Origin of the sequence: Leptolyngbya sp. ST-U4 (genome assembly GCF_039962215.1) — a bacterium.
In the GTDB taxonomy this organism is placed as follows: Bacteria; Cyanobacteriota; Cyanobacteriia; order Elainellales; family Elainellaceae; genus Leptolyngbya_A.
On the sequence record NZ_JAMPKZ010000026.1, the window covers coordinates 26,000 to 46,438 of the forward strand.

Annotated in this window: 17 protein-coding genes and 1 pseudogene; all 18 read left to right on the forward strand. The window is 43.4% G+C overall.

Features of this window, described 5'->3' with window-relative positions:
• The first annotated feature begins 1 nt into the window (after position 1).
• The gene (hepA, locus tag NDA02_RS22900; protein WP_348255995.1) at positions 2-1,846 is read left to right on the forward strand and encodes a heterocyst formation ABC transporter subunit HepA; all 1,845 of its coding nucleotides are present in this window, start codon (positions 2-4) and stop codon (positions 1,844-1,846) included.
• An 11-nt stretch (positions 1,847-1,857) separates the two neighbouring features.
• Complete coding sequence (locus NDA02_RS22905) at positions 1,858-2,784, forward strand: glycosyltransferase (RefSeq protein ID WP_348255997.1); 927 nt, start codon at positions 1,858-1,860, stop codon at positions 2,782-2,784.
• Between the two features lie 48 nt (positions 2,785-2,832).
• Complete coding sequence (locus NDA02_RS22910; RefSeq protein WP_348255998.1) at positions 2,833-4,056, forward strand: glycosyltransferase family 4 protein; 1,224 nt, start codon at positions 2,833-2,835, stop codon at positions 4,054-4,056.
• 46 nt (positions 4,057-4,102) lie between these two features.
• Complete coding sequence (locus NDA02_RS22915; RefSeq protein ID WP_348256000.1) at positions 4,103-4,999, forward strand: glycosyltransferase family 2 protein; 897 nt, start codon at positions 4,103-4,105, stop codon at positions 4,997-4,999.
• A gap of 30 nt (positions 5,000-5,029) precedes the next feature.
• A complete protein-coding gene (locus tag NDA02_RS22920) occupies positions 5,030-5,794 on the forward strand; it encodes a beta-1,6-N-acetylglucosaminyltransferase (protein ID WP_348256002.1) in 765 nt (254 codons plus the stop codon).
• Positions 5,692-5,994 carry a beta-1,6-N-acetylglucosaminyltransferase gene (locus NDA02_RS22925; RefSeq protein ID WP_348256009.1) on the forward strand — a complete coding sequence of 101 codons (303 nt, stop codon included), beginning with the start codon at positions 5,692-5,694 and terminating at the stop codon, positions 5,992-5,994. The genes NDA02_RS22920 and NDA02_RS22925 overlap by 103 nt, the downstream gene beginning before the upstream one ends.
• Before the next feature lie 33 nt (positions 5,995-6,027).
• Positions 6,028-7,152, forward strand: coding sequence for a glycosyltransferase family 4 protein (locus NDA02_RS22930; RefSeq protein WP_190789588.1), 1,125 nt, complete (start codon positions 6,028-6,030; stop codon positions 7,150-7,152).
• Positions 7,149-8,135, forward strand: a complete 987-nt coding sequence (locus NDA02_RS22935) for a glycosyltransferase family 2 protein (protein ID WP_348249223.1) — start codon at positions 7,149-7,151, stop codon at positions 8,133-8,135. The genes NDA02_RS22930 and NDA02_RS22935 overlap by 4 nt, the downstream gene beginning before the upstream one ends.
• Positions 8,132-9,541, forward strand: coding sequence for an O-antigen ligase family protein (locus NDA02_RS22940; RefSeq protein ID WP_348256003.1), 1,410 nt, complete (start codon positions 8,132-8,134; stop codon positions 9,539-9,541). The genes NDA02_RS22935 and NDA02_RS22940 overlap by 4 nt, the downstream gene beginning before the upstream one ends.
• Before the next feature lie 53 nt (positions 9,542-9,594).
• Positions 9,595-10,710, forward strand: a complete 1,116-nt coding sequence (locus tag NDA02_RS22945) for a glycosyltransferase family 4 protein (protein WP_348249225.1) — start codon at positions 9,595-9,597, stop codon at positions 10,708-10,710.
• A gap of 64 nt (positions 10,711-10,774) precedes the next feature.
• Positions 10,775-11,851, forward strand: a complete 1,077-nt coding sequence (locus tag NDA02_RS22950) for a glycosyltransferase (RefSeq protein ID WP_190794938.1) — start codon at positions 10,775-10,777, stop codon at positions 11,849-11,851.
• A 137-nt stretch (positions 11,852-11,988) separates the two neighbouring features.
• On the forward strand, positions 11,989-13,245 hold the full coding sequence (locus NDA02_RS22955) for a glycosyltransferase family 4 protein (protein ID WP_190794939.1): 1,257 nt from the start codon (positions 11,989-11,991) through the stop codon (positions 13,243-13,245).
• A gap of 24 nt (positions 13,246-13,269) precedes the next feature.
• Complete coding sequence (locus NDA02_RS22960; protein ID WP_190794940.1) at positions 13,270-14,370, forward strand: glycosyltransferase; 1,101 nt, start codon at positions 13,270-13,272, stop codon at positions 14,368-14,370.
• 94 nt (positions 14,371-14,464) lie between these two features.
• A complete protein-coding gene (locus tag NDA02_RS22965) occupies positions 14,465-15,625 on the forward strand; it encodes a glycosyltransferase family 4 protein (RefSeq protein ID WP_190794941.1) in 1,161 nt (386 codons plus the stop codon).
• Between the two features lie 186 nt (positions 15,626-15,811).
• Positions 15,812-16,948, forward strand: coding sequence for a radical SAM protein (locus NDA02_RS22970; RefSeq protein WP_190794942.1), 1,137 nt, complete (start codon positions 15,812-15,814; stop codon positions 16,946-16,948).
• A gap of 148 nt (positions 16,949-17,096) precedes the next feature.
• The gene (locus tag NDA02_RS22975; protein ID WP_348256006.1) at positions 17,097-18,251 is read left to right on the forward strand and encodes a glycosyltransferase; all 1,155 of its coding nucleotides are present in this window, start codon (positions 17,097-17,099) and stop codon (positions 18,249-18,251) included.
• A gap of 103 nt (positions 18,252-18,354) precedes the next feature.
• Entirely contained in the window at positions 18,355-19,521 is a 1,167-nt protein-coding gene (locus NDA02_RS22980) for a hypothetical protein (protein WP_348256008.1), read from the forward strand.
• 333 nt (positions 19,522-19,854) lie between these two features.
• Positions 19,855-20,328 (forward strand): annotated as a pseudogene (locus tag NDA02_RS22985) (ABC transporter permease subunit); the annotation flags it as partial.
• Positions 20,329-20,439: the final 111 nt, after the last annotated feature.

Sequence of the window (20,439 nt, forward strand, 5' to 3'; positions counted from 1 at the left end):
AATGCGATCTCATCTTCTACTCATGATTCTTAAACAGCTAAAAGCTGCAAGATTTTGGACTGACAACTATTTGATCTTGAGAGAGTTTAAACACTTCAAGAGAACTGCAATTTTAGCGATCGCCTTCACCTTGTTTGGTGCCCTATTTGATGGATTTGGCATCGGTTTTCTGGTGACGTTCCTGCAAAATTTAACTGATCCGAATGCTGAACCAATTCGCACTGGAGTTCAATGGTTTGACCTTCATTTTTTGGGAATCAACCGTCCACCGCTTGAGCGGTTTAACCGTATTGCAGCTCTGATTTTATTAACAACCTGGCTGCGGATTAGCTGCAACTATCTAGCCTATGTGTTTACAGAACTCACCCAGCAGCAGCTTCTCGATCGCCTTCGCAAGCGAGTTTTTGAGCAGCTTCAAGCATTTAGCCTGAGTTACTTTTCTAAAAGTCGTTCAGGAGAACTCATTAATACCATTACAACTGAGATTGAACGGCTAAAGCAGGCATTCAGTGCGTTTTCGTTTCTGCTCGCGACATCGCTCACAATTTTAGTTTATGCGACTTCCCTATTTTTGCTGTCCTGGCAACTCACACTGCTAGCTGTAATGCTATTTACGCTGTTAACAGTAGGTTTAGCAACGCTGAATAAAAAAGTGCGAGAATCCAGTTTTGATACGACCAGGGCAAGCGGACAGTTTACTTCAATAGCCCTTGAATTTTTAAATGGCATTCGTACAGTTCAAGCGTTTGCAACGCAAGATTTTGAGCGACGTCGTTTTTATCAAGCCAGCTCTAATATCGTTAAATCCTATAAAAAGACAATTCTGTTTTGGGGTCTGGTCAAACCCTTAGCAGATGGATTGGCAACTACAGTTTTAGTTGGGCTGCTTGTATTAGCGTTTGCTGTATTCGTGAACCGAAACCTGATCGAAGTTGCTTCGCTGCTTACGTTCTTCTTCGTTCTATTCCGTCTTGTGCCTCTATTGCAATCAATCAATAATGTGAGGGCACAACTTAGCAGCTTGGCTGGATCTGTAGAAAACGTCAAGGCGTTTTTAAAGTCGGATGATAAGCCTTACTTTCACAATGGGGATCGAGTCTTTTCAGGCTTAAAAAATGCTATAAAATTCGTCTCTGTCGATTTTGGCTACGATCCTGCTCGCCTCGTTCTACGCGATATTAACCTTACTGTCGAGCAAAACAAAATGACTGCGCTGGTTGGTAGTTCAGGTGCAGGTAAGACAACGCTGGTAGACTTAATTCCCCGTTTCTTCGATCCAGCTCAAGGTATGATTTTAATCGATGGCGTAGATTTATCTGAGTTTGAAATTGGCTCAGTCCGGCGCAGAATGGCGATCGTTAGTCAGGATACCTTCATCTTCAATACATCGGTCTACAATAATATCGCCTATGGATTAGATGGGGTAAGTGAGTCAGAAGTCATCAAGGCAGCACAGTTAGCAAATGCTTTAGAGTTTATCAAAGAGATGCCTGAAGGATTTGAAACTGCTTTGGGCGATCGGGGTGTTCGATTATCAGGAGGTCAACGTCAGCGGATTGCGATCGCCCGTGCTCTGCTGCGTAATCCCGAAATCCTGATTTTGGATGAAGCAACTAGTGCCCTAGATTCTGTGTCCGAGCGGTTAATTCAAGAGTCTTTAGAAGAGCTAGCAACGGGTCGAACGGTAATTGCGATCGCTCACCGTTTATCGACAATTATGCGAGCTGACAAAGTGGTTGTCCTGGAGGCAGGGCGAATTGTTGAAGAGGGCAGCTATGAAGAGCTCCTCGATCGACGAGGCAGGCTGTGGCACTATCACCAGGTTCAACATTCTATGCAGCTATAATTCCAAAATCTATGAACACTACTCAACCCCTAGTCAGCGTTCTTATCACAAACTATAACTATGCTTCTTACTTAGGAGAAGCAATAGATAGTGCTTTAAACCAAACTTATCCCAATCTGGAAGTCATTGTTGTTGATGACGGCTCGACTGATCGTTCAAGAGAAATAATTGCTAGCTATCAAGACAGAATCATTCCTGTATTGCAGGAGAACCATGGACAGGCAGCGGCAGTCAATGCAGGTTTTGCGACGTCTAAAGGAGAAATCATTTGTTTTCTTGATGCAGATGACGTTTGGTTACCGACAAAAGTAGAAGAAGTCGTCAAAGCGATCGTTAGTGCTTCAAATGCGGCAGTCGTGTATCACAAGATTCAAAATATTGATAAAGAAGGCAGTCTGATGGGTCTGCCCTGGCCCCCCCATCCGGTGATTAGAGGCGATATTTCCCATAAGGTTGCTCAAACCGGAGGATGGTGGCCGTGGCCCCCTTCAACTGCGCTGAGCTTTACTCGAACATTTTTGACGCAGGTTCTGGATATTCCAGAGCAGGAATATCGTTTTTTTGCGGACGCTTATCCCGCTGACCTGGCTCCCTTTTTTGGAAATATTGTCGGGTTGAACCAAGTCCTGTCATATTTTCGCTTACACGGGGCAAATAACTGGAGTAATTCAGCGAGGCGCGATGAGCGAAATTTAACAGAGCTGGAAGTTAGAACTAAGATACTCAATTCAGTTTTACTGCATAAAGGAATTAATGCGACCGTTTGCCTTGAGCACCATTTACCTTACCAGGAAATTAGCTACAGACTAGGAAAAAGGCAGGATTTAGTGTTATTGAGTCAGTTAATGCTTCAGAATCCGTGGGAGCCACGATTGCACTCCAGACTAAAAGCGATCGCAATGCTTTGGATGAATCATTCTATGCTGCTGTCCAGGTAAATACGGTCTGGAGAAGCTCTGACACGATAAGGAGAGGCAGGACTTCAAATGCAGATTAAGACCAATATCGTTAAGCCTGATTTAAATCAAAAGCCTATCAAGGTTTTCCTTGTCTGTTCAGGGTTGGGCAATATCAGGCGTGGCTATGAGACGGAAGCTAGAGCCTGCTTTGATACTTTTCAGCAAATTGATTCGATTGATCTCTGGCTCTTTAAAGGAGCAGGAAAATCTGCCAAACATGAAATTCCGCTATGGAATTTGCCGCGCCAGAAGCCACTTAACAAGCAAATTAGCAAAGTAATCGCCTGGTTAACAAAAAAAGATCCAAGTTCTTACTTTACAGAGCAACTATCTTTTTGTATCAGTTTACTGCCTTACATCTATTGGGAAAAACCAGATGTAATCTATTTCAGCGATGAGAGTATTGGCGATTTGCTATGGCATTGGCGGAAATTAACTAAAACGAACTACAAGCTTCTTTTTAAGAACGGTGGACCTACATCGAACTGGCACAATATTGTGCGCTGGGACTACGTGCAGCAGATCGCTCCGGTTCACTTCCAGTCTGCTCTAAATATTGGATTGTCTCCAGATAGACAAACTTTACTGCCTCCAGGTTTTGATTTGCCGTCTCGTTTAACAACGTTAGAAGCGCACGAACGAGACGCTTTACGATGTAAGCTCAATTTGCCTGAGAAGCGTCCTATAGTTCTTTCAGTCGCCGCGATCGATCAATCACGTAAGCGAATTGATTACATCATTCGAGAACTTGCTGCTCTACCGGAACCTCGTCCTTATTTTCTTTGCTTAGGGCAGCAGACCGAGGAAACACCGGAAATTATTTCCCTTGCTAAAAAGCTATTGGGAGAAGAAAATTTTCAATTTAGAACGGTTCCCCATAGTGAAGTTAGTGGATACTACAAAGTCAGCAATGTTTTCGTCCTGGCTTCCCTAATTGAGGGATTCGGGCTAGTTTTTGTAGAAGCACTGTCTCATGGGCTACCCTGCATCGCTCATAACTATGAAGTTGCCTCTTTTGTTCTGGGTCAAGAAGGTTATCTTGGGGACTTTACCCAATCAGGTAGTTTAACCCGTTTGATTGCTCAAGTTTTAGTGGAGCCTGACCATTTATCTAAGCGCTTTAACCGCCATCAAACGGCATACAAAAATTTTAGCTGGGAAGTATTAATTCCTTCTTATACAGAACTTTTTTATCGCTGTAAAGAATCTCTACCTTCATACCAGAAATCTATTTTTGAAGCCCCTAATTAGATATGTTGAATCAGCCTGATGTGGAATAACTATCCAAGGAGGACAGATGCTAGAACTTAACCAGCCCGAAACTTCAGATAGAGAAATTAGCGCAATAAAAATCAGCTTGTGCATTTGCACAATGAATCGACCTGATGAGTTGAGCAAATGCCTCAGAAGTGTCTTTGAAAGCACAGAGCTGCCCGATGAAATTATCGTGAGTGACGATAGTCTGAATGGTAAACCAACTCAAACTGTTACAAGCGAGTATTCTACTGTCATTTATCAGGAAGGTCCTCATCGTGGCTTGGGCCCTAATCGCAACGCTTGTATTCGTAGAGCAACAGGGACTCATATAATCTTCATTGACGATGATGTATGTGTACCGCCCGATTTTTTTACACTAGCGCGACAGGGTAGTGCTGGGCCTGACGCTAAAAGGATCATTACCGGTTATGAGATGAAGCATGTGCAGGGTAAGGTTCATAAGGTTAGGCCTCACAACGCTGACTTTTGGGGGCTTCAACGATTGCCTATTAGTTATGGATGCCGTGCAGTTGTCATCAACTCAACCATTTTTCCCCGTGATGTATTCGAAAAAGCACTGTTTGATGAGCTTTTGCGCTATGGTTCGGAAGAGATAGACATGGCTCATCATGCTACTGCATTGGGATATCAAATTGTTTATCAAGACAATCTCTACGTTAATCACTATCCCTCGCCGATTAATCGAGAGCAATATCAGCGTTTTGTCCATGCTTCTCGACTATATGCAACAACAAAATCCTACTGGCAGTACGACCGATCGATCTTTAAAGCACTCGCTTATGTTGTGTTAGCTCCATTTCAGCTTATTGGCAGTGCGGCTAAGACAGGAAATCTAAAAAATATGTGGGGAGCTTGTCAATCAATTTCAACCGCTTATTCTTATATTTTCCGATACTTTAAAAATTCTCAGAAATAGTCTGAAGGAAAACTAATGTGCTAGAGGAATATGGCTAAAATTCTTTACTTGATTATTACATACACTAATCCAGAACAGGTTCTAAGGTTAGTAAAGGCAATTAAATCTGGGAGCCCTGAATCCCAAGTTGTGATCCATCATGATTATACGAATTCTAAATACTATTTATCTGCTTCGCTCTTTGAGCAATTTCAGGAAGTCTATGTTTTGAAAAACTATGTTCCAGTGCAGTGGGGGCACATTTCCTGGGTTCAGGCAGTGCTTTGTGGAATAAGTTGGGCAATAAAGAATTATTTAAAGTTTGATTGGTTGGTCTTGCTGTCAGGACAGGACTATCCCATTCAGCCAATTCAAAAAACTGAAAAATTTTTAGAGGACACTCAGTACGATGGTTTCATGGAGCATTTTTTAGCAGAGGCTATACAAGAAAATCCGTCCCAATGCGGGCTACAGTGGAACAAAAATACAGGCATAGTACGATTTTTCTATCAATATTATCATCTGAAAAAATCACCTCGGGCTTTAAAGAGCATATCATTTCATCTAGATAGGCTTACTCAATGGCAGCCTTTTGTAAGGGCTGCTATCGTTCAGGACAGACTTTTGTGGGGGTTCGCGCTTTGTCGTCACCCTTTGATAATAGATTTCGCTGTTATGCTGGATCTAATTGGTTTACCCTATCATTTTCGTGTATCCATTACGTCTATGATTACGCCCATCAGTATCCTGATTTTATTAGATATTATCAAAAAACGATTATTCCTGAAGAATCTTTCTTTCATACTATTCTTATGAATCAAACCAATTTTAAAATTTTGAATAATAACCAGCGTTACATTTCCTGGCAGGTTTCTCATCCTAATAGCCCAGCTATTTTGACAAGTCAGCATTTTAAGCAATTGATTACCTCTAACAAACACTTTGGTCGTAAATTTGATGTAGAAAAAGATAGGAAAATCCTAGATCTGCTCGAGCGAGAAATCTTATTGAGTTAAGTTAATCTGTTGTAATTTTATTAAGGATGGCTTATGAAAATTTGTATTGTGACTCGCAGTGTTATTAAAGGGGATGGCCAGGGTCGGGCTAACTATGAAGTTGTGTGGGAAGCCATCCGACGTGGCTATGAAATCACTTTGATAGCGACAAATGTTGCTCCAGACCTACAGCGAAATAGTAAGGTGACTTGGATCCATATCCCAGTGAAGGGATATCCTACGCAGCTTTTGAGTAGCCTCGTGTTTTCGCAGCGTAGTGAGGCGTGGTTGAAAAAACACCGCCATGATTTTGACATCATACAAGTCTACGGGGCGGTTACCGATGTGGAAGCAGATATCAATACTATCCAATTCGTTCATACTGCCTGGTTTAAGTCACCAATGCATATCTCGCACACCCGCCGAGACAGTTACGGGATTTATCAGTGGCTCTACACTGCACTCAATGCCTCCTGGGAAAGAAAAGCATTGCGTCAGGCAAAGGTCGTTGTAGCCGTTTCTGAAAAGATTAAGCAGGACTTGATTGATGTTGGTGTACTGCCCGATAAGATTCAAATTATCCTTAATGGCGTGGATTTAGAGGAATTCACCCCTGGTTCTACCGAACGCTCATCTCTCGGTTTACCTGAAGGGGTTCCTTTAGCTCTATTTGTGGGTGACATTCGCACAAATCGTAAAAATTTAGATACGGTTTTACGTGCCCTGGGCGAGGTGCCAAATTTGCATCTGGTGGTTGTGGGTGCGGTTGAAGGAAGTCCATACCCAGATCTTGCTGCCAAGCTTGCTGTGGATCAGCGGGTTCATTTTCTAGACTTCCGACGTGATGTAGCAGCCATTATGAAAGCGGTCGATTTGTTTGTGTTTCCTTCACGCTATGAAGCCTGTACTCTGGTTCTTCTAGAGGCGATGGCTAGTGGACTCCCTGTGATTACAGCGGCAACAGCAGGCGGCGCGGAAATTGTCACGCCAGAATGCGGTGTGGTTTTGTCCGACTCAGAGGATGTTCATACTCTCATCCGATCGCTGAATGAATTAGTCAACGATTCTGCTCGTAGAACTCAAATGGGGCAGGCAGCAAGAGCGATCGCAGAACAGCATAGCTGGGTGAGCAAAGCACGAGATTATGTTGACCTATTTGAGGCGCTAGCAGGGTCATGAAAATCAGTGTTCTTGTACCAACCTATCGTCGTCCTCAGGAGCTAGGACGCTGTTTGAAAGCCTTGAAACACCAGACACGGCCTGCCGATGAGATCGTTGTTGTTATTCGTGATATCGATCTGGAGACATGGTCATTTTTTGAAAAGTTTGATGCTGCCCCGTTATCCCTTCAACTTTTGAACATTACTTTGTCAGGACAGGTTGCAGCTCTTAATGCGGGGCTGGCAAAGGTAGGCGGAGACATTATTGCAATTACAGATGATGATGCTGTCCCGCGCCCCCATTGGTTAGAGCAGATTGAGGCGCATTTTGCAGAAGATGCCCAAGTTGGCGGCGTGGGGGGGCGAGACTGGGTCTATGCTGGGGAAAGGCTCGAAGACGGTATAAAAGATTTAGTTGGTTGCATCCAGTGGTTCGGTAGAGTAGTCGGCAATCATCATTTGGGGGCAGGGGAACCTCGAGAAGTAGACCTGCTCAAGGGTGCGAATATGAGTTATCGACGAGCGGCGATCGCCAATCTTCGCTTTGATGAGCGGCTACGCGGAACGGGCGCACAGGTTTATAACGATATGGCATTTAGTGTGGCGGTTAAGCGAGCGGGATGGAAACTCATCTACGATCCCAAAGTTGAAGTCGATCATAAGGCAGCAGAGCGATTTGATGAGGATGGACGGAACCAGTACAGCGATATCGCGACAATCAACCTGGTTCATAACGAAACCCTGGTCCTACTAGAATATTTATCCTTCGTACAGCGCTACTTTTTCCTAATTTGGGCAATTGTGATTGGAACTCGACCAGCTCCAGGTTTTTTACAGGCACTTCGCCTGCTTCCTGATGAAGGAAAAATTGTAGTCAGAAGATTGGCAGCATCGTTACGGGGGCGATGGTTGGGTTGGCACACTTGGCAGAAATCGCTAGCCCTGAGTTCTCAACCCCCTGCTAATCAGAGCTGGATTGATCGAGAGGTCAAACAAAGATGACTTTACCGTTCGATACTAATCGTTCCCAAGACACTATCAGAACTGATTCTCGTTGGAGTTTGCAACAAACACCTGCATGGGCAGCGATACTAGGACTAGTAATTTTTACAATACTAGGAATTTTGGCAGGTGCTGGTTTTTCCCGCATCGGTTTTCTAGCATTATCTTTTTCAGTTGGGATATTTCTGTATCAGAGATACCCCGTACTTTATACAGGATTTACTTGGTGGCTTTACTTTCTAACCCCTCTGGTGCGCCGACTTATAGACTATAGAGCAGGCTTTCAAACTGAAGCGATAATCTTAGCAGCTCCCTTTTTAGTGACAGCAATCACGCTACCTGGTTTCATCCGATACATTCTCAAGTCGTACCCTTATCGCCAGATGAACCTACCTTTCGTCCTAGCTTTTGTGGCAATATGCTATAGCTTCCTTATTGGATTAGTTAGCTTAGAGTTTAGTTTTAGATTAATACGTACCTTTGCAGAATGGGTTAGTCCAGTTGCCTTTGGGTTTTTCGTATCTTCTAAATGGCAGAATTATCCTACATACAGGAAAAATACACAGAGAATTTTCCTATGGGGTACTTTGGTAATGGGAGCCTACGGCTTAGTGCAGTTTATCGCAATGCCTCCTTGGGACTCCTACTGGCAGCAAAAAGTAGTTGAAGAAGTGGGTTACGTCAACGCAATTGGCGGTGAATCGGGCACTGCTATCTGGGGTACAACAAATACGAACGGAACCTTGGCTTTGCTACTGATGCCTGGTATATTGCTGCTATTGACTAGGCAAAGTTCCCTGTCTATTCTCGCGGCAGTAATTGGCTGTCTGGCATCTTTATTGACTAACTCACGCACCGCGTGGATCTTAGTGTTGATCGCATTGTTCATCGTAATAGGAAATTTGCGATCGCAACTTCAGATCAAAATAATTCTTTTTGCTTTAGTAGTAGGACTTTTGGTTCTTCCACTAGCAAACATACAACCTTTCTCTGGAATGATTAGCTCTCGCCTGGGAACCCTATCTAACGTTTTGCACGACAGCAGCTTTCAGGGGAGAAGCGCGCAATATACAGAATTCCTTGAAGATGGTCTGCTTAATCCTATTGGTCGCGGTCTGTCCAGTGTAAACCATCCGGATAGCGGAATTATTAATGTGATAGCTGAAATGGGTTGGCTGGGAGCTACGCCTTTCTTAGGCGCATTAATCTTGCTTGTATGGCAAATGTTCCAGGCTTCTAGGGAAAATGATTTGTTTATGTTTGTGGCACGTGCAATTGCTGTTCCCCTAATTATTTCACCAAGCGGCAATTTCTTTTCTGCATTACCTGCCTTTATGATTTGGTTTTTTGCAGGTATGGTTATGGCATCCCACAGATACTATCAGCACCAACTTAATCAACCCTGAAGGAAACAATGAACCTCAAATTATGAAATTCGAATCTGAGGAGGAGACTGCTCTTGAAGAATTTACCTGTACTTCTAGTCTCGCCAGTGGGAGAAATTGGGGGAGGGGAGAAAGTATTCCTTTCCCTAATTGAACGATTGCCAGAATTTCAAGTAGAACCTATTTTAGCTTGTATGCGACCGGGTTCCTTAGTAGAGGCAGCCAGGCAATCAGGGATCAAAGCTTATGCCTTCAAAGCCCATCGGTATCGTGAGTTATCGCTTGTTTGGCAGGGAATCCAGTGGCTAGCTCAAATCATACAAGAAACTGAAGCCCAGTTAGTTCATGCTAATCATGCCAGCCATATCTACAGCAGTTTAGCAACCCGATTTACTAGTGTCCCGGAGATTTGGCACTTACATGACTACCCATACCATTGGGATTGGGTCGATCAAGTGTCAATCAGGTTGCCGACAGACTATGTTATTTTTACAACTCATAAAGTTTGGAGTGGATATCCTCATCTTCTAAAGCGTCCTCACTCGATTATTCCTCCGATCTGTATTGATCCTGCTTACTTACGTGGTCTTACTCCGCAAGATAATATCAGAATTAAATATAATTTAGCTCATAATTCCCTCTTCCTAACAGTTACTCGTATTCAGGAGCACAAAGGGCATCGGTATCTGCTCGATGCGATTCACAAAGTTGTTCAATCTGATCCAAATGTCACCTTTGCAATTGTTGGTAAACCCAGCGATAGCGAGCAAGAACGTTATATGCAAACTCTCCTATCCCAAGCTAACAGTCTTGGAATTGAGCAGCAGGTTAAATTTTTAGGATATGTCAGCGAACCAGATCTCGTCTCTCTCCACCATGAGGCAACAGCCCTGATTCATCCTGCTATAACGGAAGGTTTTGGTTTGGTATTACTGGAAGCGATGAGCTTGGAAACACCAGTAATTGCAGCAGCAGCCGATGGTCCGTGTGAATTGATTGTAGATGGCGAAACAGGATTGATTGTGCCTACAGCAGACAGTGACAGTCTTGCTGAAGCGATTATCAGTCTTTTAAAGAGCCCAGATCTCGCTAAAAACTTAAGCGATCGAGGGAGAGCTACCGCTGAACAGTTTAGTGTAGACAAAATGGTTAAAGCGACGGTGGATGTTTATCGGAGTTTAGTTAGCTAAGCAATCGGTCTAACAAATTCAGTTCGTTTAAAGCCCTGAGCATTTAATTTTCTGTTTATCAGCTATGAAAATGATGAATAAAGCAGCAAACCAGTATTATCTTTACTTACATCAAGGGCAAAAACCTGTTCCCTGGTACCCACCCGATCCCTATCCCCTGGATTGGGTTGACTATACTTACTTTGGCAATGTATTCAAGGCAATGGAGGAAAAGCTTGAGGTTGGCGGTCTTATATTTTACTTTACCTGGAATAGTCTCAAAGAACTTCCGTCCTATGGAAAAAATGTGGTTGTGATTGTGGCAGGAGATGAATGGTGTCGTATACCGACCTATTGCGACAAAGTATTAGCAGTATTCAAATGCTATGGTACAAAACCAATACTAGGCTGTAATCCTTTTTTGCACCCTTCCTATCTGAACATTTTGGCTCTAATTCAGTTTCTAAGAATTGGTTTTTATCGCTTACCTGGCTTGCTCAGTCATGCTCTTCTTCAGTTGAAATACCTTCAACGAAAATCTAGTGAGATATGCCTTATTTACGACATACCATTGGGTTACAATCGGCAGCTAGAGTTGCCTGTCAAGGATCTGGAAGAGCGTGAATATGATGTTTCTTTTGCTGGGAGTATAGAGCATGGAACTTACTCAGTGTGGTCATTAAAACATTTATTTGATACTCCCAAAAGTTTCTCTCGGAGAAAAATGATGTCGAGTATCAAAACATTTGATGCAAAACATCCAGAGCTTAAGATTGAACTCACCGTAACGCCTTCTTTTGGCTCAAGTAAGGACGTGCTTGATAAGGAGAGTTATTCTCAAAGAATGATAAATACCAAAATATGCCTTGTCCCTAGAGGTACATCGTTTGAGACGTTTCGATTTTTTGAGGCAATGCGATATGGCTGTATTGTCATAACAGAGGCTTTACCTACCCGGTGGTTCTATGATGGATCTCCTGCCATTCAAATAAATGACTGGGACGAACTAGAAGAAATATTGACGAGATTGTTAGAGAATAAACACCTCATGCAAGAAAAACATCAAGAATCTTTGAAATGGTGGGAAACAAGATGTTCTGAAGCTGTTGTTGGGAGCTACATAGCTAAACAGTTAAACTCATTAGCATATATCTCTAAATAATATGGAGAACTAGAGGACAGAGGCTGTTCTGCTGCACAAAGAATGCTTCACATCCTCGTACCCTATTTCTATTAAAACTGCTGTAATACCAGAAACGCTTGTGTACTAGATTCGCGTACTACATAAGGATAGGTTTTATGGGTCAACCGCTTAGAATTGCCTGTCATGGTTGGGTTGGGAAGCAGTCTGGGAGCGTCGCTTCCGCAAACTTTCTTATTCTTAAGGAGTTATTGAAAAGAGGATTTCAAATTGATTTCTATGGATGGAAAGACTTTGTTGAACCGGAAGAACTCGATAAATATAGCAACTACCGCTATATTGCCATTCCAGACAGGTCCCAACTAAGAGCATTTTTCAATCTTCTACCTAATACTTTAAGCAAAATTTTATTTAGAGCAATTTATCCCCTAGCTCACCTGCTATTTGTCTATCATGCGGATAACCGAGTTTTATACCACGAAATTTTAACCAGAAATCAAAGTACGGAGTACGATTTATTTCTTTGCCTGGGTCTCTATGCACCCTTCAAACTCGAGAATATACCCGTTATTAGTTGGATTCAGGGTCCTCCAAAGACCAACTGGTTCTACATTAAAAAGTCAAAAGAAAAACTAGTTTCGCTTTGTGGACCCATCCTGTACCTTAAATTGATGGTTTTCTATCTTATTAGGGATTTACGGGCAAGGGCAGAAGTTAGAAACAGCGAGTTTCTGATTGCTGGTAGTCAATGGTCGAAAGAACAGCTTGTATCATTTGGTGTACCAGCTCATGCTGTCTTTGCTTTGCCTTATCCAATAGATACAGATTATTTTCAACGAACGAATTCCTCTTCCGTCCAAAGAGTAGATGATACTAAAGTGCTTTTGTGGTTAGGTCGCTCTGAGCCTAGAAAAAGACTCGATCTGTTGCTAGAAGCCTATGCGCTGCTTCTCAAGGAGCGGCAGGATGTTCACCTAAAAATTATCGGTGGATTCGGCTGGGCGGAAGGATATAAAAAGCTCATCGAGCAATTTGAGTTTCCTGGTCATCTGGAATATCAGCCTTCCGTCGATCGCTTGAAGGTTCCGGAATTAATGTCGCAGTGCGATATTCTCATCCAGCCCAGTGAGGGCGAAAATTTTGGCTCTTCCGTTGCCGAAGCACTTTGTTATGGTCTTCCAGTGATTGTGGGTTCTACAAACGGAACTAAAGACTATATTAGCCCTTCTTCCTTCATCTTTGATTCCTATGAGCCCGAATCACTGAAACAGACCATGCTAAAGGCAATTCAAGCGATCGAGGCGGATCGAGAAAAACTGGCTGTCGAAGCTAGGCAGACTGCTGAGAAAAATTTCAGCATTCCTAGGGTTGTAGACTCTCTTGAGGATATTCTTCAGGCAGCTCTAGCCCTCTAACAAATACCCCACCTGACCAAGCCTATGCCTAACCCAAAGCTGATGTTTTTTATTAACGGTACTGAAACCAGTGCTGCGGGTGTTCGTGCACGAATGTTTGCACAGCAACTCTCACCTCAATGGGACATGCAGTTTAACTATAGACCGAGGCGAAAATGGCAAGGTATTATTCCATTCATTCAATCTGCCTTACACTTCAAGCCTGATATTATTTATGTGATGGATACGGCTTACACAGGAGTGCTAGCAGGGTGCCTGAGTCAGCAGTTGATCGGCTGCAAATTAATTACTGACACAGGCGATGTTGCCTATGAACTCGCTAAATCAACTGGCACCTATTCAAAAAGTCAGCTTGTTCTAATTCGCTGGATTGAGCAGATGGCGATCGCCAATTCGGATTGCCTGATTGTACGGGGCAGCTATCACAAGCAGCTCTTAAGAGAGCAGGGCGTTCAGAATGTTGAATTCGTCCCCGATGGAGTTAATACCCAGGCGATTTCAGACATTGACCCGATCACCGCAAAAGCAAAGTTGGGTTTAGGGAATCATCTGGTGGTTGGCTTGATCGGAAGTATGCAGTGGTCTGAGCGGCATCGAATGTGCTACGGCTGGGATATTATTGAAGCACTCAAATTTCTGAAGGGGCTTCCGGTGAAAGCTCTGTTGGTCGGCGATGGCAGCGGTCGTCCAATTCTAGAACATCTTGCCGAGCGATTTGAGGTCAGGGATCAGGTAGTTTTCAGTGGGCAAGTCCCTTATGAAGAATTACCTCATTACCTTGCAGCAATGGACGTTTGTGTTTCCACCCAGTCTAACGATCGAGTTGGGATAGTACGGACTACAGGTAAGCTGCCTCTCTATCTAGCTTATGGTAAGTACGTGATTGCAACCGATGTCGGGGAAGCGAGCCGTGTTCTACCGGAGGTAGGCTGCTTACTGCCCTATACAGGTGTACGAGATGATGAACATCCTGCCCGGCTCGCTGCTCAATTGCAAAAAGTTATTGCAGCACCCTACCTTTTAGAAATTTCTGAGAAGGCTAAACAGGTCGCTAAGAAGCATTTTGATTACGCAATGCTAGCAACAAGGATTGAGAAAATTTGTTTGGATTTGGTGTCTGCCTAATCCAGCTCACATCCTTAAATTGCTTCAGAAGAATGTTTGAAAAGATATCATTAGTATCCAAATTGCCCCTTCACTCGATGGATTAAAGGCAACAATGCTCACTGCTAGCCAATGTAGCTCTACCGTTCTTTGCATCGGCACGGGTTGGTTCCCAAAAACTCCTGGCGGGCTCGATCGCTATGTCTACGAACTTACCCATTATTTAGCAGCAGCAGGGCATCAAGTCGAGCTATGTGGCATTGGGTTACCGGAAACACCGCTTGATTCTCCTGTAAAGCTAACCAATTTAGCCGAGCCGAGCCAGCCATTCTTACATCGGTGTCGATCGCTCCGTTCTAACTTCTTGAAACATACCTGTCAACCTGACGCGATCAATTTACACTTTGCCCTCTATAGTTTTCCGCTGCTGCACAGTCTGCCTGAAGATGTGCCCATTACCTTCACCTTTCATGGTCCCTGGTCTTTAGAAAGCCAGTGGGAAGGAGCGAGCAGTCTCAACGTTTTCTTGAAGTATTGGATTGAGAAGCACGTTTATCGTCGCTGCGATCGCTTTATTGTGCTTAGCAAAGCATTTGGCACGATTCTGCATCATCATTACAGCGTTCCCTGGAGCAAGATCTATATCATTCCAGGTGGAGTCGATACAGCGCGATTTCAAATCACATTATCCCGTCAGCAAGCACGACAGCAGTTAGGCTGGGAACGCAATCGCTTTATTCTGTTCACACCCCGTCGTTTAGTCCAAAGAATGGGACTCGATGTACTGTTTAATGCTTTAGCCGGATTAAAGTCACGGCATTCTGATATCTGGTTAGCAGTTGCTGGGAAAGGACCTCAGAGGAACATGTTGGAGCAGAAGGTATCAGAATTGGGATTAGAGAATTACGTTAAGTTTCTGGGGTATTTGCCGGATGAGCATTTACCAATCGCTTATCAAGCAGCTGATTTAACCGTGATTCCAAGTCAATCGCTAGAGGGGTTTGGCTTAGTTTTACTAGAGTCTTTAGCTTGCGGTACGCCTGTACTTTGCACGCCAGTGGGAGGAATGCCAGAAATTTTAACCAGCTTTTCTCCTGATCTGATTACGGATACCGCAGATGCCCATGCAATTGAAGCTCGCTTGCGATCGCTCCTCAGTGGAAACCTTCCCCTCCCGTCTCGCGACACCTGCTATGAGTATGCGTCCACCTCGTTTAACTGGTCTAAAATCTCCCAGCAAGTACAGCAAGTTCTTCTAGCTCCAAAAGCAGATTAGCTATTTCCCCAGTTACACGATGAATACTTCCAGATGTGTAGATCTTGCAAATTTTTTAGGGGCTTTGAAGAGCTAATTTAGAATTGCTCATTCGTTCAATAATTAACCGTTATACTAATCGATTAAGGAGAGAGTAGAAGCAGAACGAGATGAAAACAATGAAAGCGAGAATAGGAGCGGGATGAAATGAAAAAGCTGATTAATTCCCTGTTGAATTACAAAGACTCTGGTCGTCTTCAATCAGTATACGTTCAGTCTCTCCTTCGTTACAGCACCCCCAAAAAAATTCTGAATGCGCTTCGGACCGAATACGCTTACCGGCGGCGTTTGGCTTACGTTCCTTCTGCGCCCTATATTCTTTTTCTTGAGCCGCTATATTATTGCAACCTTCACTGTCCACTTTGCGATCGTCAAATCTTTTCTGAAGCTCGTAAACGCGATGCAGGCTATCTCTCCCTTGACCTGTACGATCAAATTTTGGATGAGATCAGTGATTATCTATTTCAATGCCAGATTTTTGGACAGGGTGAGCCTTTGCTCGATTGGGAGTTAACCAAAGAAATTGTGCAGCGAACGCACCACCGCCGGATTTTCACGCTCCTGAGCACAAACTGTACCCTAATGACTCCTGAAATTGCCCGCGATATCGTATCTTCGGGTCTCGATCACCTAGTTTGTGCAATCGACGGCATTACCCAAGATAGCTACAGCAAATACCGGATGGGAGGGAAAGTAGAAGATGCACTGGCAGGACTGCGGCTCATCGTCGAAGAACGGCGGCGTCAAAATAGCTCACTGTTCATTGAGTGGCAATTTCTAGTCAATGCCTTTAATGTTGCTGAAATTGAGCAAGCTCGCTCATTAGCAGAACAACTCGGTGTCACCATTCGGTTTGCTCCATTACGCGGGATGGAATACGATACTCAGCTTCAAGCCTACTGGTTGCCGAATACTTCAGCATGGCAAGAAGGTCGAAAAGCTCCTGGGGAAACCTGCTACAACTGGCCCTGTTACTTCCTGTGGCGATCGCTTGTGCTCAATTCCAATGGAAACATAGCTCGCTGTCTAATCTACCAGAATGTTTCTGAATACGGTAGCCCTCACACCCAGTCCGCCCTTTCTCTTTACAATCATTCCAGTGTTCAACGAGCAAGACAGCTCTTTCAAAAAAGAAATGTACCAGATGGTGATTTTCCATCTCCCTGCAATAACTGTTCTTTTTTTGCTCGAGAACATGGAGGTCCCAATCTAGATAAGCTTCAAAGCCTCAGTTCCTTGTCTACATTACCTAATACAGTACCTAATAGTGATTCATTGAGTTAGGCATATCAATTTAATTGGCAGTCAGTCTCCTGTAGGCAGGATATTTACTGGGTTTCCTAAAGAGGGATATTTATCCACAAGCTAGTAAAGTTACAATCGTTAGAGAACAATAAGATCAACGAGCACAGCCCAACGCGATGATGCAGCTATGAAAATTCTATTTTTAGATCAAAGCGGTAATTTGGGTGGTGCTGAACTGTGCTTAGCAGACATTGCAAAGCTCTACTCAGGAGATTGCCTGGTTGCTTTGTTTTCCGATGGTGCTTTCCGAAAATTGTTGGAACACCACTGCATTTCCGTTCAGGTTCTTACAGAAACATCCATTCCGATTCGTAAAGATAGCACCTTGATTCAAGGAGTTAGCAGTATTCGTTCTCTCATTCCTTTAGTAACTAAAGTCGCGAATCTTGCGCGCGGGTATGATCTGATTTATGCAAATACGCAGAAAGCCTTGGTCATCGGTGCTCTAGCTAGTCTTTACTCCAATCGGCCACTGGTCTATCATCTGCACGATATTCTCTCCACCGATCACTTTAGCTATACAAATCGTAGGATCGCCGTGACACTTGCGAATTGGTTCGCTAGGTTAGTAATTGCAAACTCAAAAGCGACCCAAGCTGCATTTGTTGCAGCAGGCGGACGCCGTGACATTGTTCATATTGTTTATAACGGCTTTGATCTCAAACACTATTCCAGGTTTTCATCTCCTGATATTTTGCTTGATATTAATCAAATCAAACAAAATTTGAACTGGAACGATCGCTTTATTGTGGGACACTTTAGTCGTCTCTCTCCTTGGAAAGGACAGCATGTGTTATTGAACGCTTTAGCACATTGCCCTGAGAATGTAGCAGCCTTATTTGTAGGTGATGCCTTATTCGGTGAGCAGGAATATGCTAAATCCCTCTACCAGCAAACTGAAGCATTAGGCTTAGAGAAACGAGTACGCTTTTTAGGGTTTAGAACCGATGTTGTGCCTTTGATGTCAGCCTGTGATTTAATTGCTCACACGTCAACTGCACCAGAACCCTTTGGACGTGTAATCGTGGAGGCAATGTTGTGTGGAAAACCTGTGGTAGCAGCAGCAGCAGGGGGAGCAGTCGAATTGATTGAGGATGGTAGAACAGGATGGCTCTCCTCCCCAGGAGATGTAACCCAGCTAGCAGGAATCATCAGGACTGCTCAAAATCAACCAAATGATACGCAGGCAATCACTAAGGCAGCGCAATTGCAGGCGAGGCAGGCGTTCAATGGGGAACAAACGAATCAACACATTGCCCAATTGCTAAAAACTGTTGTTTAGTATAGCTGACAGACAGAAGCATGAAATGACTTGTACTTCGAGTAAACCTGCGATAAGTTTTGGTTCAATTGCGTAGCTCAAAACCCATTATCCTTTGTTAAATATGGCTGCAACGAACGCTGTAAGGAAGAAACTATCTAGAGCCGAACAAGTAGCTTGGCTTCTTTTTGCGATCGCTCTGGTCTACAAAGTTTATGCCTGTTTCCAAGTTCCGGTCGTCACTTCTGATGTACTACGACATCTAGGTTATTCTAGCCACGCTTTAGACAATCATTTTGCTCTCTATACTACAAAAGCAGAAGATTTTATCCCTGAGCTTTGGACTCGATACTGGAGCGATCAGCCCTATATCTATCCACCCGTTACCCTAATATTTTTTTACTTATTTTCAGCCTTTCATCTAGGTATCTTTTGGGTCAAGGCAGTTCTTACTTTGATTGATTTCGGCTGTACTTATCTTTTCTATAAACACATCTCCAAGTGCGCTGCACTCCTATTTTTTTGTGCACCTGTCTCACTCTGGTATACCTCTCATGAAGGTCAATTTGAGATTCTACAAACTCTGTTTATTATTCTAAATGTAATTTCTATCAAAAAACAGCAGTGGCGTCTTGCGGGTTTTTATTTTGCAATATCGATTCAGGTCAAACAGTTTGGAGTATTAATTTTGCCTTGGATGCTATTTGAAATTTGGAAAAACAAGAATGAACAGAGTCAATCATTGGCTAAAATTCTGCATAAATTCTCTCAAGGACTAGTACTAGGATTTATTCCATTTCTAATTTTTTATATTCATGCACCCTGGCTTTTATTTCTACCAATCACTAGCGGTTCAACTAAAACCTACAATCCTTTTGCCTGGAATCTATTTGATCCCACACTGTTTCTTTGGATGTCCCAATGGCTAATTTTATGGAATGCGTTATTTAGTTATGCTCCTCTTATCGTAGCCACTATTATGGGTATAATTGCCTGGAAAAAACGAAGATTTAGGACGAGCATCTCTATGGTCCCTTTTGCTTCGTTTTGGCTTATTACCAAGTCGTTGAGATGGGGGCAGTTTTGGTATTCTATTGTTGCACCAGGTTTTCTATTCTGTCTCTCAAAAAAATCCCTGATTCATTTACTCTTGTCGCTTCATTTAATGCAGTGCTTACATAGTATTATTGCAATATTAATAAAACCGATTGGGGCTTTAGAATCACAATATTCTCTTACTTTAATGCAATCTTGCATGTTTTTTTGTGATGCACAGCGTTTGAATTATTGACTGAAATTTAGATGACTGTGGTGCAAAAAGATTGTGCTTTAAAGAGTGTGAGATAATTTGTAACATTCCAGGAAACTATCAAATCTAACTACTCAAATCACCGCTTTTTCATCAATTTTTATCATTGCAGATTTTCTCTTTCCTGTCTTCAATTAGATAGCTTAGAATATCTCTTGTAATTCGCTAATTTGTTCAATAAAACGTTCTCTGCTTCTTAGGTAAAGACGCGAACTCTGCCATTCTTGTTCTAGGCCGCAAAAATTGCTGTACTTCATCAAACGCTTGACAAAATCGTTTCGCACTCTTAATCGCTTTAAACCCAAGCATCGAATTGTCAGTGGCTTCGCTTTTATTGTCCTCTGAGGCACCTGGGAAGCTGTTTTACTACTGCGCGTGCTGAGCCTCTCTGAATGGACACAGGTAATGCTGGGTGCGCTTCTAACGCTGTTACGGGTGATCACTGCGCTGATTCTATCGTTATTATGGACAGTTCCGGTAGGTGTTGCGATTGGTCGCAATCCCCGTCTCGCTCAACTTTTGCAGCCCGTGACTCAAATTGCCGCTTCGGTGCCCGCAACTGCCCTGTTTCCCGTTCTCCTGCTCTACCTAGTTCATTGGGGCGGCGGGTTACAGATTGGTGCGATCGTCCTGATGCTGTTGGGCACGATGTGGTACATCCTGTTTAATGTCATTGCTGGGGCACAGGCGATTCCTTCAGAGCTATTTGAAGCAGCTAAAGTTTATCGACTGTCACGAGTGCAGCGGTGGAAAACGCTGATCCTACCGGGGGGTTTTCCTTATCTGGTATAGCCCTACGCAACAGAGATAGGACAGTAACATAGAGGCTAGAAGAGAGTTGGGAAATGGTCATGTCCGCCCCCTACAGCTACGACCTCCGCACTAAAGCAATCGAGGCAG

Bases quoted from the DNA above. Each gene is read 5' to 3' on its own strand.
- NDA02_RS22960 (WP_190794940.1), top strand. From the start codon at position 13,270: ATGCCTAACCCAAAGCTGATGTTTTTTATTAACGGTACTGAAACCAGT.
- NDA02_RS22920 (WP_348256002.1), top strand. From the start codon at position 5,030: ATGGCTAAAATTCTTTACTTGATTATTACATACACTAATCCAGAACAG.
- NDA02_RS22975 (WP_348256006.1), top strand. From the start codon at position 17,097: ATGAAAATTCTATTTTTAGATCAAAGCGGTAATTTGGGTGGTGCTGAA.
- NDA02_RS22970 (WP_190794942.1), top strand. From the start codon at position 15,812: ATGAAAAAGCTGATTAATTCCCTGTTGAATTACAAAGACTCTGGTCGT.
- NDA02_RS22915 (WP_348256000.1), top strand. From the start codon at position 4,103: ATGCTAGAACTTAACCAGCCCGAAACTTCAGATAGAGAAATTAGCGCA.
- NDA02_RS22910 (WP_348255998.1), top strand. From the start codon at position 2,833: ATGCAGATTAAGACCAATATCGTTAAGCCTGATTTAAATCAAAAGCCT.
- NDA02_RS22980 (WP_348256008.1), top strand. From the start codon at position 18,355: ATGGCTGCAACGAACGCTGTAAGGAAGAAACTATCTAGAGCCGAACAA.
- NDA02_RS22955 (WP_190794939.1), top strand. From the start codon at position 11,989: ATGGGTCAACCGCTTAGAATTGCCTGTCATGGTTGGGTTGGGAAGCAG.
- NDA02_RS22905 (WP_348255997.1), top strand. From the start codon at position 1,858: ATGAACACTACTCAACCCCTAGTCAGCGTTCTTATCACAAACTATAAC.
- NDA02_RS22940 (WP_348256003.1), top strand. From the start codon at position 8,132: ATGACTTTACCGTTCGATACTAATCGTTCCCAAGACACTATCAGAACT.
- NDA02_RS22935 (WP_348249223.1), top strand. From the start codon at position 7,149: ATGAAAATCAGTGTTCTTGTACCAACCTATCGTCGTCCTCAGGAGCTA.
- NDA02_RS22950 (WP_190794938.1), top strand. From the start codon at position 10,775: ATGAAAATGATGAATAAAGCAGCAAACCAGTATTATCTTTACTTACAT.
- hepA (WP_348255995.1), top strand. From the start codon at position 2: ATGCGATCTCATCTTCTACTCATGATTCTTAAACAGCTAAAAGCTGCA.
- NDA02_RS22965 (WP_190794941.1), top strand. From the start codon at position 14,465: ATGCTCACTGCTAGCCAATGTAGCTCTACCGTTCTTTGCATCGGCACG.
- NDA02_RS22930 (WP_190789588.1), top strand. From the start codon at position 6,028: ATGAAAATTTGTATTGTGACTCGCAGTGTTATTAAAGGGGATGGCCAG.